The following is a 16,336-nucleotide window of genomic DNA, read 5'->3' as shown; positions in this document are numbered from 1 at the left end:
TTAAAAACCTCCCTTTACGACAAGATTTACAAGCTCATGATCGTCAACATACCGTGCAGTGGAATAGGTTCTCAGCTTGTTTGAATTTGTAATGATCGGTTTTTTCGCACAGAGCGGATTTGACATATACATCAGAGGACAGATGTGGGACACCCTTACTCCTGTTTTCAGAAGCCGGTCATAGTACTCTGTCTCCTTAAATTTTGCAATTACATCCGGTGCGCTGGTTATAACTGTATCAACCGCAACGTTGTCCTTTCCGCTTTCTTTGAGTGCCTGTTCAAAGATTTCCGTCCATTCTTCCAGCTGATTGAAGGATGCATGGGGGCATCCGATAAATGCTTTGTCTGGCTTTGCATTTAAATCCGCCCAGAGGATCGGATAGGAGCTTACCACTCTCTCCAGCTCCGCATCGTCGATAACATAGACGGAAGCATTCTCTCTGATCAGTTCTTCTCCGTACTTTTTCGCCTCCGGTGTCAGGTTTTCCGCATGGAAAAGGGCCACTGCGCCGTTTGATGCGGTCGCTGCTCCCATATCTTTAAGATAGTCCTTTACTGCCGGAGTCAATTCGGGCCCGAGGAACTGATCCAGTCCTTTTATGTAAGGTACCTTTTCCACCACCTTCATTCCGATGGCGCTTCCCAGAATCTGAGGACGGGGCATCTTGGATGTTTTCAGCTCTATGACCCAGTCGGCCTTTCTTCCTCCATCGGTCAGAAAACCAAATTTCGGAGTCTTGCCGATAATTCCGCTGAAGAATTCCATTACGCCGGAGGTCCTGTTTGATCGGGCTCCCAGCACGGAGTTGGCATAAACCACCGCCGAGGACTCTGCCCAGGCCAGATTGTCTCCAAACTTGGGAGTGTTGCCTACCTCGTCAAAATAACATGCACAGGTATAGGCCTTTTCGTCTTTCATTCCCAGCTTTGCCAGCATACTCTCATATTCCTTCTGAGTTCCGTATAACAATTGATACATTTCTTGCTCCTGCTGGGTAGCCGGTACGTTCTCGTAGTCAAGAGGCTGCGGGTCCGCTGTGAAAGGCAGCTTGGTTCTGATTCCGGCGTCAATCATCTCTTTCATGATTCTTGACAAAGGTTTCAGGGCCGGCATTCCGAAGGAACACACTAAATGCACCGGCCCATCCAGAGGCACAAGACATTCAGCATCATACATGTCCCCATACCTTACAAGGGTCTCCATTGTTTTTTGCAGAATCTCTCCCTGTTTTCCATTGAGAATATCCTGCTCTTCATTTGTTAACCGCATAATCTTCTCCTTTCATTTATATTGGTTCAAGGAACAACCTCGTTCACCGAACGATGTTATGTTAATGTTATCACCTTGTTATACTTTTGTCAATCATGTCCAAAGATTTCACCTTGCAATTTTTTTGATAAAAGTTTATGATTAGGAAAACTGTACGTAATTGGAGCGAAATAACTTATGGCAAGAAAGAAAAGAGTCGAGCAGGCTACCCAGACAAAGAACAATATCATACGGGTCGCCTTGAATTTAATTCAAAAAAAGGGATATCATAACATGAGCATCCGGCAGCTTTGTCAGGAAGCCGGCATCTCCACCGGAGCGTTTTACCATCATTTCAGTTCAAAGGAAGAGATGATCAACAAGGGCTTTGCTCTCTATGACGAAGCTTTGGACCTTCTGCTGCAGCATTATGAATTTCATGATCCTATAGAAGATATAAAATTTATATTACTTCACCAAACAAAATATGTTATGGAAGAATCGGCAAACCTAACAAAAGAGCTTTACATCGCTCAATTGTCAACGGATGTAAAATATTCCGTCAAGCCTGTAAGAAAATACTATCAGACAGTAGAAGAACTGGCGGGAAAGGCATTGCAGAAAGGCCTGATTCACACCGATATGACGGTGCACGAACTTACTTCCTTTCTGATCCGAATCAACCGGGGTGTGATTTTTGACTGGTGTCTCAACGATTATTCCTACGATCTGATGAAACAGGCAGAAAAGGATCTGTTATTCGTTCTGGACAAACTAACGACTCCTTTATCCATCTAACGTTCGGGACTTTCACCCGTTAGACTGCGTCCACCGGGCGCCTATTAACGAGAATCACCCCGTCAGCGCGGGGTGATTCTTTTCTTGAAAAAAGACGTAGTCAATTTTGATATTTTCCACTTGAAAATGCGATGTTTCTAAAGGTTTCGCCGAAAACTTCATTAAATAGATATAATACCCTTAAATCATGTTAAAAAATCTCTTTTTAAACAGAAAAGCCGTAACGGTATCTGCAGCTACGGCTATTTTTACATGCTCAGAGGACTTATTCAATGTACACTTGTTCTATCCATATTCATTACAATCGCCTTAGTTGGACATTTTTCTATGGTTTTCACTATCATTATTCTATGACTCGGATGAATATTACTTAAATTAACCTTAGCTTTACGGTCCACTATTTTGTATACTTCAGGAAGCATTTTTGAGCATATCCCACAGCCAACACAATAGTCTTCATTGACATAGACTTTTGATTTTGTCGAATCTAAAGTCTCGGTTATGAGTTCTTTTTTACTAACGATTTTGCCGATAACCCATGCCATCAATAAAATCGCAATAACGGTAAGTACCCAACGAATTCCCATGAAGGAAGCACCCAGGAATTTTGCTTCGTTTGCCAACATAGGGATTTTTATAACTGCCCACGTGCTTAAGATAATGACAATATTAGAGACGCTGGCGCCTTTTCCGAGTAATGTTTTACTGATTGGGAAGGCGGCATAAATAGGTCCTGCAGAAATGCTCCCTAATAATAATGAAAGCAGGTTTCCCATCAACCCGGAGTTCTCACCAAAATGCTTCATGATCCATTCCTTTGGGATTAAAACTTCTATGACAACTGTCAGCAAAAATATAACCGGCAATACTTCCAGCATTTCAATCAGATAGTAGACGCTATTGCCAAGGGCTTCATTAGCCTTTTCCGGCATGGTCACAAATAAAACCATATAAACGAGTGCAACTATCACAAACAATTTATTTTTCTTCAGCATTTGCTTTATGGTCAAAAGATCACCCCCATTACCGCTGCAATGAGGAGTGCAGCTATAAAACTAAGACTATTTCTTGCCAAGGCAAATTTGAAACCAAATTCCTTTTTCTCAAGCGGAAACGTCACAACGCCAACCATTGTCAGTGTTGTTAAAAATGCCACCGCCGGAACAATACTAGCGCCAACATCCGCAAACGATCCCACGAGAGGAAATGCAACAAAGGCGGGTATCAAGGTAACACTTCCTGCTACTGCTGCAACGATGGTAGCCATCAACGTGTTTTCAGAACCCAGTATACTTTTTATCGACTCCGGCGGAATAAAAGTAAGTACAATGCCTATGATAAAAATAATGGCAATAATTTCTCCAAGCATATTACCCATCATGCTTTTTGATTTTTTCATAGCTTCAAAAGTCTTTTTCTTACTCTTAATAAGAGAAACACTTGTCAAGGCAATTGAAATACCCCAGAACGACAGTGTAAAAATATCCATTATAAATCTCCTTTCCAATCTTTTATGCAAAGTATATAATATAATTAAAAAAGATGGCGTTACCAAGGTAACGCTTGAAAGGAAAATTATGAATGATTTAAATGAGCTGTTTAAGAACTTTACTCTTTTAAAAACAATCCCATTTCATTCTTTATCTGAAAATAGGAATGCTGGAAATTCAATTAAGAAAACAGTTTACAATCAAGGTGAAATCATTCACTTTGACGGAGACATATGTACTTATATAGATATCATTATCAGCGGAAAAGTCGTTGTTGAACGCATTGATGATTCCGGGAATTTGATGACCATAACAGAATTCTATCCGGACGATGTACTGGGTGGAAATTTAATATTTTCAAAGAATCCACATTATCCGATGATGGTTTCTGCTAAAACTGACGTATCTCTTATCTCTCTTTCAAAGGGATTGGTTTTTGAATTTTGTGCAACCAATACTGATTTTTTAAAAGTCTACCTTGAGTATATCTCTGACCATGCCACGCTTTTAGGCGATAAGATCAAACATTATGTGAATCGTTCCATTCGTGAAAGTTTAATCGCCTTTTTGAAAAATGAATATAAGCTGCAAAAATCTTCCACGATACAGTTGAACACTTCAAAAAAAGCCATTGCAGATCGCATAGGTGTTCAAAGGACGTCTCTTTCCAGAGAACTGCAAAAGATGAAAAAGGAAGGACTCCTGATCTTTGATAAAGACAGTATTACCATCATTAACATGGATATGTTAATGTAAAAACGCCGTAAGTATTTTCACCTGCGCCGTATTTCAGATATTTATAATTTTTCAAAAGCATTCTTCAATAGCAACGCATCTTTCTCTACCAGTGGCCCCTCTGCAATGATACATCCCTTGACATTAAAATCTTTTATGGCTTTTAAACAATCTAAATAGTTGAAATCACTTTCTAATAAGGGAAGATGGCTTTTCTCTCCTTTATCATTGTAGTCTATTCCACCCATGTGGATATGCATATCATCCAGAGCGGACCTGCCCAACTCATCCGTCACATATTGCAGTATTTTTGCAAAATCATCATAGCCTTTTAAACATCCATTCTGTCTTGCATGGATATGAGAAAAGTCAATACATAGCTTGCAGGAGCTTACTTCTTTACAGAGAGAAACTAATTCCTCAAGTGTCCCAAACTGCGTTCTTTTTCCCGTAGTCTCAAGTCTATAATCGATATCTTTATATGGAAGCTTTAACAAGTTTTCTTTTATAGTATGATAAGCCTCTTCGTTGGAGTCCTTTAAATAAAAACCCGGATGAAAGATTAAACTTCTCCCCTTCACCTTTGATAATCCTTCCATTGCATTCGTTATTCTTTCCATTGACTGTTCCTGCTTTTCAAATTCATCTGCATTTAGATTAATATAATGGGATCCATGAGCTGAAAGATAGAAATCATTGTCTAGCTTTGTTTTTAATATTATACTCTTATTTTTGTCTGTCACATTAACACTTCTTACAAAAAGAAGTTCCATTGCATCAAGCCCTATTGACTTTATATAGTTGATACCAGAAGCATAGTTTATTTTCTTTGATCCACTGCCTACCGGTAAGCCCGATATCCCAAATAGTAATTTATCCATATTTTTCTCATTACACTTTCCAAATTTTTGCAATCAAAATATATATTTTTTATCTTTTGACGTAAGTTAATGGAGTGTCTAATATTGATCTTTCTATATTGACTGATATTTTTCCCAAACTGTAAAAATAATAATCACTGTATCAGAACAACTGCTATTGACAGACCAACTACTACGTGATACTATGTAGCAGTAGTAAGTAATACTGAATATCAGTCATACAGAATAGCAAGGAGGTGATTGTGATGGAAGACTTAACGGAAATGCTCAAAGGCGTGCTTGAAGGCTGTGTCCTTGAAATTATAAACCGCGGCGAAACCTACGGCTACGAAATCACGAGGCGCTTGAATGCTCTCGGCTTCACAGATGTTGTGGAAGGAACTGTCTACACCATTTTGGTGCGGCTTGAGAAGAATAAACTCGTGAACATAGAAAAAAAACCATCCGATATGGGACCGCCGCGCAAGTTTTTCGTGCTCAACGACGCAGGGCGTAAGGAACTATGGAAATTTTGGGAAAAATGGGAGTTTGTATCATCAAAAATGAATGAGTTAAAGGAGAAAAAATAATGAATTTTTATGAAAAAATCACAGGCAGCGACATGACGAAAGAATTGAAAGCTTTTGAATCGCGAGCCAAAAATCTGCCGGCTGATTATCAAGCGGCATGGGAAAAAATTAAAGCCAATCTTTGGGTGCACTCAGATTTCACCGGTCGAAATCTCATGCCAATTCTTGACGGTGTGCTTGGCCTGCTCGAAGAAACAGCGGCGGACGGTCAGAGTGTCCCAGAGGTTTTGGGTGACGATATCGAAGGCTTCTGTTCAGCGCTGGCCGGCGAAGAAGGGGCAAAGTCTTTTCGTGACAAGTGGCGTGAGCAACTCAACAAAAATATCACTAAAAAATTAGGTAAATAGGAGGATAAAATGAGAATACAAGATATCATCGAAGGCAAAAAGGAGTGGCGAGCGCACGTGGCGCGTGTCAAAGCGCTCCCGCAAGATTATCAGATTGTTTATAAAGAGATTCAAAAATATCTGTTTAAGGTCGGCCCTGTTGAGCTAACCGAAGGGACGGGTTTGCTCTCGGGGATTATCGATCTTTTTGAAGAGGGCGCGGCCTTGGGGAAAGGCGTGCTCGAAGTAACGGGCAGTGATGTAGCGGCTTTCTGCGACGATCTAATCAAAGATTCAGAAACTTACGCTGACATCTATCAAAAATCTGTTGACAAAGAGATTATGGAAGAATTTAACAAGGAGGAGCAATAACGATGCTGGAGCTTATCAAAAAATTAATTGGGGATAAAAAAGAATATAGGGAGCAAATGGCAAGAGTAGAGGCATTGCCTGAAGACTATCGGTTCGTATTTAAAAAAATTCAGGGATACATGTGGAATTTTGCGGGAGGAGACGGCTCTGACATGTTGAAAACTCAGTACGAATTGATAGAGTTGTTTGAAGCCAGCGCGATGGACGGTAAGCACGTTCTCGACGTGACGGGCGAAGATGTTGTCGGGTTCTGCGACGAGCTTTTGCGCGACACGAAAGTGTGGACTGATAACTATCGTAAGAAATTAAACCGCGACATTATGAACAAATTTGGAAGGGGGAACGATTCTAAATGAAAGACATCGCAATTCAAGTAAAGGATTTAAAAAAATCCTTCAAGACCACAAAAGTCCTAAAGGGCGTCGATTTTGAAGTGAGGCGAGGTGAGATTTTTGCCCTGCTCGGCTCCAACGGCGCGGGCAAGACCACGATTGTTAAAATCCTTACCACGCTGCTCAAACAGGATGGAGGCACCGCCGTCGTAAACGGATTTGACGTCGCGTCAAATCCCGACCATGTACGGCAGTCGATCAGCCTGACAGGGCAATTTGCCGCCGTGGACGAGATATTGACCGGGCGTGAAAATCTCATCATGGTCGCCAAGCTGCGGCACCTTACAAATCCGCGTCAGGTTGCAGACGATATGCTGAAACGCTTCGTCCTGACCGACGCCGCCGATCGCAGGGTTTCCACTTATTCGGGCGGCATGCGCCGCAGACTCGACATCGCCATGAGCCTTATCGGAAAACCTCAGCTTATCTTCCTCGACGAGCCGACCACGGGGCTTGACCCTGAAGGACGCATCGAGGTTTGGAAGACGGTCAAAGAGCTTGCCGGCGGCGGTACTACGGTATTCTTAACAACGCAGTACTTAGATGAAGCCGAGCAGCTTGCCAATCAGATTGCCATTCTGCATGAGGGAAAGATTATAGCCTCCGGCACGCTGGCAGACCTGAAAAAGCTGTTCCCGCCCGCAAAGGTGGAATATATTGAAAAACAGCCGAGCTTGGAGGACATATTCCTCGCAATCGTCGGCAAGAAGGAGGAAAAATAAATGGAAACCGTAAAGAAACACTTTTTCAGCGATATGAGCGTCATGCTTGGACGTTCCATGCGCCATATTTTCCGCAGCATGGACACTATCATCACAGTGGCCATCACGCCTATCGCGCTTATGCTGCTGTTCGTCTACGTGTTCGGCGGCGCTATCCAGGCCGGCACGGATAACTATGTAAATTATCTGCTGCCCGGAATCCTGCTGATTGCGATTGCAAGCGGCATCGCCTATACGGCTTACCGTCTGTTTCTGGATATGCAAAGCGGCATCTTCGAACGGTTCCACTCTATGCCGATTGCGCGTTCGGCCGCGCTGTGGGGACATGTGCTGACCTCACTGGTATCCAATGCGATATCGATTGTCGTAATCATTCTCGTAGCGCTCATGATGGGCTTTCGGTCGTCGGCGGGAGTATTGTCATGGCTTGCTGTGGCCGGTATCCTCGCGCTGTTTACACTGGCCTTGACATGGATCGCGGCGATTGCCGGACTGTCCGCAAAATCGGTGGATGGTGCAGGCGCCTTTTCCTACCCGTTGATCTTCCTTCCATTTATCAGCTCGGCGTTTGTGCCCACCGAAACGATGCCGTCTGTCGTACGCGCTTTCGCCGAAAACCAGCCGGTGACTTCAATCGTGGAAGCCATCCGTGCACTCCTGTCGGGGCAGCCTGTGGGAAATGACATTTGGGTTGCGCTCGCATGGTGCTTAGGAATACTGATCGTCGCATATCTATTTGCGATGCGCGCATACAAACGGAAAGCAGCATGATCTTTGCATGTATAAAGGAAACGATCATCAATGTAAAACAACTAAATATATCAGTGATCAAAGAGCCAGACGCTAAGACGCAGAGCCGATAACCGTGAGATTGTTCACAGTTAACGGCTCTTTCTTTTATGGTACTACACTGGAACCTGCGTTGAAAGCGGGTGCGGAATAAGTTGTTTGGCTGCGACCTGCCGGTAGTAATGATAAAATCGGGCTGAAAAACGCAATTCTTCGGCCCGATCCTTGAGTAGATAAAAAAGATGCCGCTTGAGGCTGGTGAGCCTTGGTAGAAGGTTCATTTTTGAATTTTCTATACAAAATTTAGACTCTGAGTGAGCCTCGGAAGCCCCTGGCAGTATAATAGGATTCTGCTCCATTGTGGTATAAAAAGACGGTGTCGTAGCGACGATCACAAAAGAGGGCCCCGCCGAGTTTCCTAATACTCGCAGGTGTTTCCACCCAGCTTGATGTTTTCGTATCGAAATTTCCAAGTTTCTGCAGCTCCCGGTATTGTTCTTCCGTCAAAATTTCAATGCCCATGGCAGCAGCCATATCAATAGCGCTATTGTCTGGTTTATGTTCTTTCCTTGACTCCAACGCTTTACGGTCGTAACAAACACTTCTGCGGCCTTTAGGGCTTTCCGCCGAACAATCATAAAAAATATATTCGCCCGTCGTTCTATCCTGACCAACAACATCCGGTTCACCGCCGGTTCTTTCCATTTCGTTAAGTGACCATAATTTTTCAGTATTAGTTTCCAGCTTTGCTTGTACTTTTGCCCATTCAAGACCTTTATGACGGTTCATGTTTTTCTCAAAACGAGCTTTCAATGCGCTTAGTAATTCCTCACGTTGCTCTGGTGGCGACTCTATATTACTATTGATGTTATTCATACTTTTATAACCTCCGTTGATATCTTATTCTATCCTTGTCAGAAGGAACGCTTCTATATACCGTTTCCCATTTACCATCCCGAAAAATTTCATACTGCTCAAAAGCACATGGGATACCCTTTGCTGAAAGCAAATCACTGCTGTCCATGAGCTGGAAATGCAGGTGCGGAGCTGTTGAATTGCCTGAATGCCCTACTTTTCCTAAAATATCTCCTTTTTTTACAGCCTGACCAACAGAAACTGTAATGGACCCCGTTTGCAAATGGGCGAATGCGGCGTATACATGATCAACGCATTTCAAAATAATATAGTTGCCGGCAACAGTCCGAATATCATCTTTTTCAGGATTGAACATATTAGCATTCTTTAAAGCGACGAACAAATCGGAAAACAAATTGACTATTGGCCTTTCTTTATAACCGTCTTCGGCTTTGATAATTTCCCCGTCACAAGGTGCATATATTTCCTGACCCCAGCCGTAACACTTGTTTAAGGGAACGCCAAAGAAGAGATACTGTAATAGATTTTTCCGATAAAAGGGTCTCCCTGTTCTTGCCCAATCAACCTGTAAAAAATCAAAAGCATAGCGCTCTCCCAATTGGTCTGTTCCGTGGCTTGGAATCCTTTTCCCCGGAGTATTGGGTGCCATCCACTCTCCTCTTAATGGAAAGCCGATGATAGCCGGATCGTCGAATCCTTTCATTTCATTACCCCCTTTTTCTTACTAGGAACTCTTTTACAACCTTTTAGCACGTTTATCTGACAACAGTTTATCCAAATATATGGATTTAAACTGTTTACTAGCCATCATCTGCTTTAAAGGCGGTAATTTAAGAATAACTCCAAGTACCGCGGCCATCGCACGATGATTGGCAAATGCCTGGTTATCAAATATGAGATTTTGGAGGGTTCCTTTTTCGATCGCTTGTAATACAAATCGATGGGTACTATTCACCGGTGTAATGACTTGAACCTCTCTTCGCAGAAATTCAATAGCATTTTGGGGACAACTTCGCACACATACACCACAACCAAGGCATACCTCATGATCTACTTGAGCTACCGCCTTACCCTCTTTGTTTTTTTGCATAGAAATAGCTAATACCGGACATACCTTTTCACATTTACCACATCCTGCGCATTCTTTCGAAATCTTAGGGATATAATTTGTAGTAGCCACTGGCTGCATTGGGCTAAATTTTCTTGCTGCTTGCAAGGCTTCACAACAACAACCGCAGCAATTGCAAATAAATGCCGGGGCTTCCCGAACATTTTCGCCAATTTGCACCAGATTGGCTGCATAAGAACGTTCTAATACATCCATTGCCTCCTTCTTATCAATTAATCTCGCATGCTGCCCATTTTCTGCAAGAGAACGTGCAACATTTCCAAAGGTAAGGCAAACATCCAATGGGGCATTGATTTCACATGGGTGGCCCGCATGTAACATCTTATGCCTGCAATAACAAACTCCAAGGCCGATATGAGTTGCTTCCTCAATGATATAGCTTGCTCTTTCGTAATCCAAAATATGAATTGTGTTATCATTCGTCAAGATTGGCTCCTGCACATAAACTCGTCCAAGATGCGTCTCTGTTGCGAAAAATAAATCCTTAACAAAATCTTCTTCTACATTCATATATTGATAATACAATTCACTTAAATACTTCTGATCAATATCGCCTCTTGTTCGCATCAATGCAAATTCAATAAATCCTGCCATTGGCGGCGGCATTACAAATTGACGTACCCCTTTATAAAACGAATCCACAAGTAACGCCTTCTCGCAAAGATGCTCTAAAAAAGTTTCTGCCTCACCTTCACTGATATTCCAGATTTTTGCTGTTTTTTTTGCAGTAAATGGCCGAACTGGCAATAGCGCGACTCGTTTAGCTTCAGTTTCTGTATATAGAATTTGCAAAATTTTATATAGGCTATCCGATGGCGGAGCCCCTTGTGTAAACCAATTGATTCTTTCTTCTAAATTCTTATAAGCATCTTTACTTGTAATATGTCCCATGGATTCACCTTCCCAATACTTTGCATAAGTTTAAAAAGTGCAGTAGTTCATCCCATCAATTTTGTTTTGATTTCATTATAATTAATATTCGTCTACCACAACCATATTATAGCATTTTGGTTTTGAATGACAAGGCTGGATGTAAAAACAAAGGCACCAGAAGAGCTGTTCTGACGCCTTTGGATTTTCTGTCTGGAATTGTATTTTTAAAGGTCGTATCTTTCCAAGTACCCTTTGTCACCTAGGTGCACTGCTGCCTGATCCGGTTGTTCTTTATCGATCTGATGCTGTGCATGGAAATAATCAAAGCTTATTTATGTTGGAGATAATCTCCTCCGCTGTTTTTATTAGTTTTGCCGTCTCCTCTTCAGTCAGCTTTCCTGCGCCTGCAAGACTATTGACCTGGACGACAAAACCATTCATTACGTCGATCGCTTCGTCCTTCTTATCACCTTTCTTTATTAGCAGATTAAGAGCCTGATCAAGTTTCACCGTCAGGGCGTTTTTATTGCCGTTATTCAAGTCCGTACTTTCAACGTAATCCTTAAGTATCTTGATGCCCAAGTCGAGTGTGTCGATGGCGTTGTTGAGGTTGGTCAGGGCTTCCTTGACCGCGTTGACACCGTCCATATCGTAGATTCTCTTAGTCACCAGGGGTTCTGCCACGTCCCTGGCCTCCTGATATGCAGCCCATTTCTGAGCAGGGTATTTGCCGGCCATATCGTCGGTGGGGCCGGACTCGAGGGCATTCTTTAGCTTGTCGCGGTTTGGCGCGCCGATGAAGGCAAAGTAGGACATCTTCTCCGGATTTCCGGCCACGCCACCCCACAGGTGAGCGCCCTTGCTCCTGTTGAAGGTGTTGCTATCGCTGGAGCCGTCCCACTGCATGACCACGAACTTGTCCTTGTACTCGATGAGGAGGTCCATGAGGTCGGCAGTGTAGTCTGCCTGCTCGCGCTGGATATCCTCGCGCATTGCCATTTCAGATGCCTTTTGCGCGGTCCATCCATCCTGATTCATACGGCCCCAACCATCTCTTCTGATCGCCGGGCCGTTTTTCACATCGTATGTATTGGTTTCGAGGGTGTCTCCGGTGGGCTCGGCAGGCTTGGTGGGATCCCAGTCGGGATTTGGTTTGAAGTCGCTGCGGATATCCGTCTCGGTGAAGGAGAACTCGTCAGCCACGGTCAGGCCCAGCTCAATTTGCTGGCGAAGTAAATCAATGGACGGATAAGCCGTGGCCAGGCGGCCCTGCATACCGTATCCGTCGATGTTGCCGGCCTCGTAGATGGGCTTGAGCATCTTAATAGTCTGGCTCATCTTGGGCTCATAAGGCTTGTTGCTGTCCTGGAAGTCGTTGTAGTAGAGGGTCCAGTCGGCACCATACTGATCAGAGTACTTGCGGGCGAACTCAAATGCCTTGCGGATGTACACGGACTCCTCATACAGCCGCTGGTCCTCCTTGCCAGGATCGTCCAAATCCGTCCGGCGGAAGATATTTCCCCACTGACCGCTCTGGGTGAGGGGGTCATCCATATTGCGCACCTGGCCGGTGTAATCGTCGAGACCCTCGTTGACCACATCCCAGGAGTAGATGATGTCGTTGTAGGGTGCATAACGCTCCATCATCTGTTGGATATAACTCTCCAAACGAGCGAGCATGGTCTCGGGGCTCGCCCAGTCGGCAGTTATTTTATTGCCATTGTAGTTAAAACCGTTGCAGAAGAAATACATAGGCTGCTGGCCGCCGTGCCACACCAGCACATGAGCGCGGATCTTCTTCTGATCCCGCTCAGGGACGGTTTTGTTGTACTCCCGGATTTGATCCAGCATCCGGATGCTATTTGGGTTGGCAAGCAGCACCACGTTCCGGTTGGCTTCCTCGATTAACCGCGCTTTATCCGCATCGCTGAGGCTGGTGTCGGCGTTGATTTCCGCAACACGTCTATTATATTCGTTGCGGGAGGGTGTGTTGATACCGCTATCAGGGCTGCCAATCTGGCCGACCAGCTTCAGGTCGTTGGGGAAGCTGCTATACCGGTAGTGGTACATCGAATGCTGACTATTCCAGCCGCCGAAGGTGCCTATAATGAAGTAGTCTTCGTACTCTTGCCACAGGGACGGTAGATTATAGTCATACGCCGACACATTCACGGGTGAGCAGAGACCGCCAAACAAGCTCAGGCAGAGACCGATGGCAAGCGCCAGGGATAATTTACGTTTGTTTTTTGTCATTTACTTATCCTCCTTTAAATTAGAATTTAGATTGTTGCCAAACTCCTGAATCTCATTATTTTCAGGCATTTTCACCTCCTTTTGGATGAGTTTTATTAAATACTTTTGAAAAACTTCTTTATAAAAGCTTGGGTTTATTATATCATTCCCAAATCTTATGATTCAACCGAATCAGTCCTACAAATTTCATGAGTTTATACATATAAGATTAAAAATTTTTCATATTTTCTAAAAATATGACGACATATGACAGATTCTAATAAAAAATATTTTGAATTGTTTAACACCATAGAAAAACCCTCGATATGGTCCATATCGAGGGTTATACCTGGTTTAAGTGGAACAAGGGATTTTATTTATCAAAATCTCCTTTTAATTTTCTGGCTCCCAGAACCATTCTGTTCCTCCACGTCAAGTATTGGTCGTGGTCCTTTCCTTTCATGACCGGTTTAAAGTTTTTGACGGCCTTATCGATAAAATCTTGTCCGTAATCCGTAACCTTTCCTAGTTCTTTAAAGCCTCCGATCATATATGCCTTATATTTTCCGAGTCCTTCCCTCAGATTTTCTGAGTTTAATTCTTCAACGCCGTAGGGGCCGGTAAACGCCCACCTCAATCCCAGTCCATCCGTGATTGCACGCTCAACCGCTTCCACCGTGCAAATATCCTGTTCAACCAGGTAGAGCGATTCCTGGATCAATGCCAGCTGCACCCGGTTCAGTACATATCCGTATACTTCTTTGCATTGGATCGGTTTTTGTCCAAGATACTCCATGAAAGCATATGCCGCTTCTTTGGCCTCCTTGCTTGCACCGTCGCCGGATATTTCCATAAAAGGAATCAGATGGGGGGGGTTCGTCGGATGTGCCACCATGCATCTTTCAGGATGATTTTGAACCTTTTCCACGATGTCTGCCCTTCTCAGTCCGGAACAGCTTGAGCCAATGATCACATCGGAATTTGTCAGCCGCGCAGCCTCTGCAAAAATATCCTGTTTCAGCGCCATATCCTCAGGCATTGCTTCCTGAACATAATCTACACCTTTAAGCGCTTCTTCAAGATTGTCATATGTATGGATCCTTGCCAGTGAAGCTTCAATTAAATCTTCCTCAATGATCCCTTCATCCTTTAAGAATTCGAACTGATCCCTTATCCTCTCTTTCACGCTTTCCAGACTTTTCGATTTTCGGTTATACATATTGACTTCAATTCCTTTTCGGCTGAATACGATTCCAAAACTGAAGCCAATAAATCCGCAGCCCAGAACTGCTACTTTTTTGATTTCTTCCGGTTTTTTCATTTTGTTTCAATTCCTTTCTTAAAAAAATCAGGTTTCAGATAAGCAGGATCCGGATATTCATAAAATCCTTTGCCGGTCTTTTCACCAAGCCATCCTTTTTCAATCATTTCATCAAGCGCTTTGGGAGGAACATCGGATTGATCTCCGCTTTCATTGTAATAACTGTATTCAATGTCTCTGATGACATCAAGCCCCACCTTATCCATAAGCCCGAAAGGGCCGTGATCCGTAGCCCACTCCATCATAAAAGCTCTGTCAAGATCCTCAGGTCGAATGTAACCTTCTGCCCAAAGCTTGAGGCATTCCTTTTTTATTACGCGCCAAACACGGTTTAAGGAAAAACCTTTTATCTCCTTATTTGTAATAATGGGAATATGTTTGTTTGACTTAAGAAATTCAAGTATAAGCGCTTTCGATTTTTCAGACGTATCATCGTTCCACATGACTTCGACCAGATCATCTCTTGTGGGAGTCATGAAGTTCAAATTAAAAGTTTTATCTTTTCTCTTCACGTTGACGCCTATTTGAGAGCTCCTTAAAGAAGAGCTGTTCGTTGTAAGAAGCGTTATTTCCGGAGCGGCCATATCGATTTCCGACCATACTTTTTGTTTGAGTTCAAGTTTTTCAGGCACATTTTCTATGGCAAGCTCAGCGTCAGCCAGGGCTTCTTTCAGATTATCCGAAATTTGAATCCGCATCAAGACGTCGTCTATTTCATTCGTTTTAATTTTACCATCTGCAGAATATTCCGAAAGCCAATCTTTGATTTTATTTAGAGCTTTCTGTGCCGCTTCATGGCTTACATCATAAATGCAGACGTTTTTCCCGTAGAGCGCGCTGCGGAATGCAAGCATCGAACCTTGAACACCGGATCCGACAATCGTTACATTTTTAATTATTTCGACCATAATGAACCTCCACTCAAAATATTATTATTGCAGATTGTTATAAGCAATAAACATGCCCATATTTTATTCTGAAGTATAAGGTCTTCCAATTCCAAGCGTTTAAGATATTCAAAAAAGCTTCCTCCATTAATTTAGCGAAGGTCATTATTCAATAATAAATAACCATTATAAAACGTTAACCTTAAAACCTTGAATTATAAAGAATAGGAAGCTATCTACATTTGGATACCTTTATCTTATAATGAATAGTTTCTTTATTATATTTTTTATGGGTCTGTATCATTGAGAATTATTGCAATTCCTATGTTTCAACAGATATCACGCATCCTTGTTTTCCTTTTATTTACATTTATTAAATTATGTATTTTTTATTATAATGCAGAAGTCCGGTTCCGATATGGCAGAATATTAGATATTTTCTGTCTATTATTTGCAATGTTTTCAGATCATACAAGAGGTTCATTTCATTAAAAGGAAATGACATGGCACGAGAATTGCTTTTTTTATATTAAAACAAAAATAACAGCTGAAAAGAATGATGAGATACTGTCTGATCAACTGTTATCGTTTTGTATTTATCAGAAACTCGTAAACGGGTAGTGTCAAGTGGTTTATGAAAACCGGAGCGAAAGAAGAAGGCTCAAATAGAACCTTGAAAATTGCAAGTACTCA

The 16,336-nt window shown here is 42.7% G+C and carries 19 protein-coding genes; 9 read left to right on the top strand and 10 right to left on the bottom strand.

The features are described from left to right. Window positions 1–1,272 (bottom strand): aconitase X, encoded by a 1,272-nt coding sequence (locus KCX82_RS15665; RefSeq protein WP_227019435.1) that lies wholly within the window; start codon window positions 1,270–1,272, stop codon window positions 1–3. Window positions 1,273–1,449: 177 nt separating this feature from the next. Here KCX82_RS15665 and KCX82_RS15660 point away from each other — a divergent pair, with 177 nt between their 5' ends. After that, window positions 1,450–2,049: a TetR/AcrR family transcriptional regulator gene (locus tag KCX82_RS15660; RefSeq protein WP_227019434.1), complete on the top strand. Its 600-nt coding sequence runs from the start codon at window positions 1,450–1,452 to the stop codon at window positions 2,047–2,049. A 269-nt stretch (window positions 2,050–2,318) separates the two neighbouring features. Here the strand turns inward: KCX82_RS15660 and KCX82_RS15655 are convergent, their stop codons facing one another. Together KCX82_RS15655 and KCX82_RS15650 are read right to left on the bottom strand one after the other, a co-directional pair. Further along, complete coding sequence (locus KCX82_RS15655; protein WP_227019433.1) at window positions 2,319–3,044, bottom strand: permease; 726 nt, start codon at window positions 3,042–3,044, stop codon at window positions 2,319–2,321. An 11-nt stretch (window positions 3,045–3,055) separates the two neighbouring features. Continuing rightward, a complete protein-coding gene (locus KCX82_RS15650; protein WP_319633359.1) occupies window positions 3,056–3,430 on the bottom strand; it encodes a permease in 375 nt (124 codons plus the stop codon). Between KCX82_RS15650 and KCX82_RS15645 the strand changes: the two genes are divergently transcribed. Further along, window positions 3,429–4,295 carry a Crp/Fnr family transcriptional regulator gene (locus KCX82_RS15645; protein WP_227019431.1) on the top strand — a complete coding sequence of 289 codons (867 nt, stop codon included), beginning with the start codon at window positions 3,429–3,431 and terminating at the stop codon, window positions 4,293–4,295. The two genes, KCX82_RS15650 and KCX82_RS15645, sit on opposite strands and share 2 nt — an antisense overlap. 41 nt (window positions 4,296–4,336) lie before the next feature. Here the strand turns inward: KCX82_RS15645 and KCX82_RS15640 are convergent, their stop codons facing one another. Continuing rightward, window positions 4,337–5,155, bottom strand: coding sequence for a TIM barrel protein (locus KCX82_RS15640; RefSeq protein WP_227019430.1), 819 nt, complete (start codon window positions 5,153–5,155; stop codon window positions 4,337–4,339). Window positions 5,156–5,400: 245 nt separating this feature from the next. Here KCX82_RS15640 and KCX82_RS15635 point away from each other — a divergent pair, with 245 nt between their 5' ends. Genes KCX82_RS15635 through KCX82_RS23395 form a run of 7 tightly spaced genes read left to right on the top strand, consistent with a single transcriptional unit; the run spans window position 5,401 to window position 8,399 of the window. Then, window positions 5,401–5,724, top strand: a complete 324-nt coding sequence (locus KCX82_RS15635; protein WP_227019429.1) for a PadR family transcriptional regulator — start codon at window positions 5,401–5,403, stop codon at window positions 5,722–5,724. Continuing rightward, entirely contained in the window at window positions 5,724–6,071 is a 348-nt protein-coding gene (locus KCX82_RS15630; protein WP_227019428.1) for a DUF1048 domain-containing protein, read from the top strand. The genes KCX82_RS15635 and KCX82_RS15630 overlap by 1 nt, the downstream gene beginning before the upstream one ends. A 9-nt stretch (window positions 6,072–6,080) precedes the next feature. Next, entirely contained in the window at window positions 6,081–6,422 is a 342-nt protein-coding gene (locus tag KCX82_RS15625) for a DUF1048 domain-containing protein (protein ID WP_227019427.1), read from the top strand. A gap of 2 nt (window positions 6,423–6,424) precedes the next feature. Continuing rightward, a complete protein-coding gene (locus tag KCX82_RS15620) occupies window positions 6,425–6,778 on the top strand; it encodes a DUF1048 domain-containing protein (protein WP_227019426.1) in 354 nt (117 codons plus the stop codon). Then, entirely contained in the window at window positions 6,775–7,536 is a 762-nt protein-coding gene (locus tag KCX82_RS15615) for an ABC transporter ATP-binding protein (RefSeq protein ID WP_227019425.1), read from the top strand. The genes KCX82_RS15620 and KCX82_RS15615 overlap by 4 nt, the downstream gene beginning before the upstream one ends. Further along, window positions 7,537–8,307 (top strand): ABC transporter permease, encoded by a 771-nt coding sequence (locus KCX82_RS15610; RefSeq protein WP_227019424.1) that lies wholly within the window; start codon window positions 7,537–7,539, stop codon window positions 8,305–8,307. Then, the gene (locus KCX82_RS23395; RefSeq protein WP_465250664.1) at window positions 8,238–8,399 is read left to right on the top strand and encodes a cysteine-rich KTR domain-containing protein; all 162 of its coding nucleotides are present in this window, start codon (window positions 8,238–8,240) and stop codon (window positions 8,397–8,399) included. Before KCX82_RS15610 ends, KCX82_RS23395 begins: the two co-directional genes overlap by 70 nt. A 229-nt stretch (window positions 8,400–8,628) precedes the next feature. On the opposite strand, the gene KCX82_RS15600 is transcribed toward KCX82_RS23395, so the two are convergent. The 6 genes from KCX82_RS15600 to KCX82_RS15575 form a co-directional block, all read right to left on the bottom strand. Then, entirely contained in the window at window positions 8,629–9,201 is a 573-nt protein-coding gene (locus tag KCX82_RS15600) for a DUF4256 domain-containing protein (protein ID WP_227019423.1), read from the bottom strand. A 4-nt stretch (window positions 9,202–9,205) separates the two neighbouring features. Beyond that, window positions 9,206–9,904 (bottom strand): M23 family metallopeptidase, encoded by a 699-nt coding sequence (locus tag KCX82_RS15595; protein WP_264373298.1) that lies wholly within the window; start codon window positions 9,902–9,904, stop codon window positions 9,206–9,208. 33 nt (window positions 9,905–9,937) lie between these two features. After that, a complete protein-coding gene (locus tag KCX82_RS15590; RefSeq protein WP_227019422.1) occupies window positions 9,938–11,221 on the bottom strand; it encodes a 4Fe-4S dicluster domain-containing protein in 1,284 nt (427 codons plus the stop codon). A gap of 303 nt (window positions 11,222–11,524) precedes the next feature. Beyond that, complete coding sequence (locus KCX82_RS15585; RefSeq protein ID WP_227019421.1) at window positions 11,525–13,456, bottom strand: endo-1,4-beta-xylanase; 1,932 nt, start codon at window positions 13,454–13,456, stop codon at window positions 11,525–11,527. A 352-nt stretch (window positions 13,457–13,808) separates the two neighbouring features. Next, window positions 13,809–14,756 carry a 3-hydroxyacyl-CoA dehydrogenase NAD-binding domain-containing protein gene (locus KCX82_RS15580; RefSeq protein ID WP_227019420.1) on the bottom strand — a complete coding sequence of 316 codons (948 nt, stop codon included), beginning with the start codon at window positions 14,754–14,756 and terminating at the stop codon, window positions 13,809–13,811. Next, complete coding sequence (locus KCX82_RS15575; protein ID WP_227019419.1) at window positions 14,753–15,664, bottom strand: 3-hydroxyacyl-CoA dehydrogenase family protein; 912 nt, start codon at window positions 15,662–15,664, stop codon at window positions 14,753–14,755. The genes KCX82_RS15580 and KCX82_RS15575 overlap by 4 nt, the downstream gene beginning before the upstream one ends. Window positions 15,665–16,336: the final 672 nt, after the last annotated feature.

The sequence above is a fragment of the Sinanaerobacter chloroacetimidivorans genome, assembly GCF_018128545.1.
GTDB classification, from domain to species: Bacteria; Bacillota; Clostridia; order Peptostreptococcales; family Anaerovoracaceae; genus Sinanaerobacter; species Sinanaerobacter chloroacetimidivorans.
Note: the sequence above shows the minus strand (reverse complement) of the source record. Positions and strands in the feature narration are given on the sequence as shown.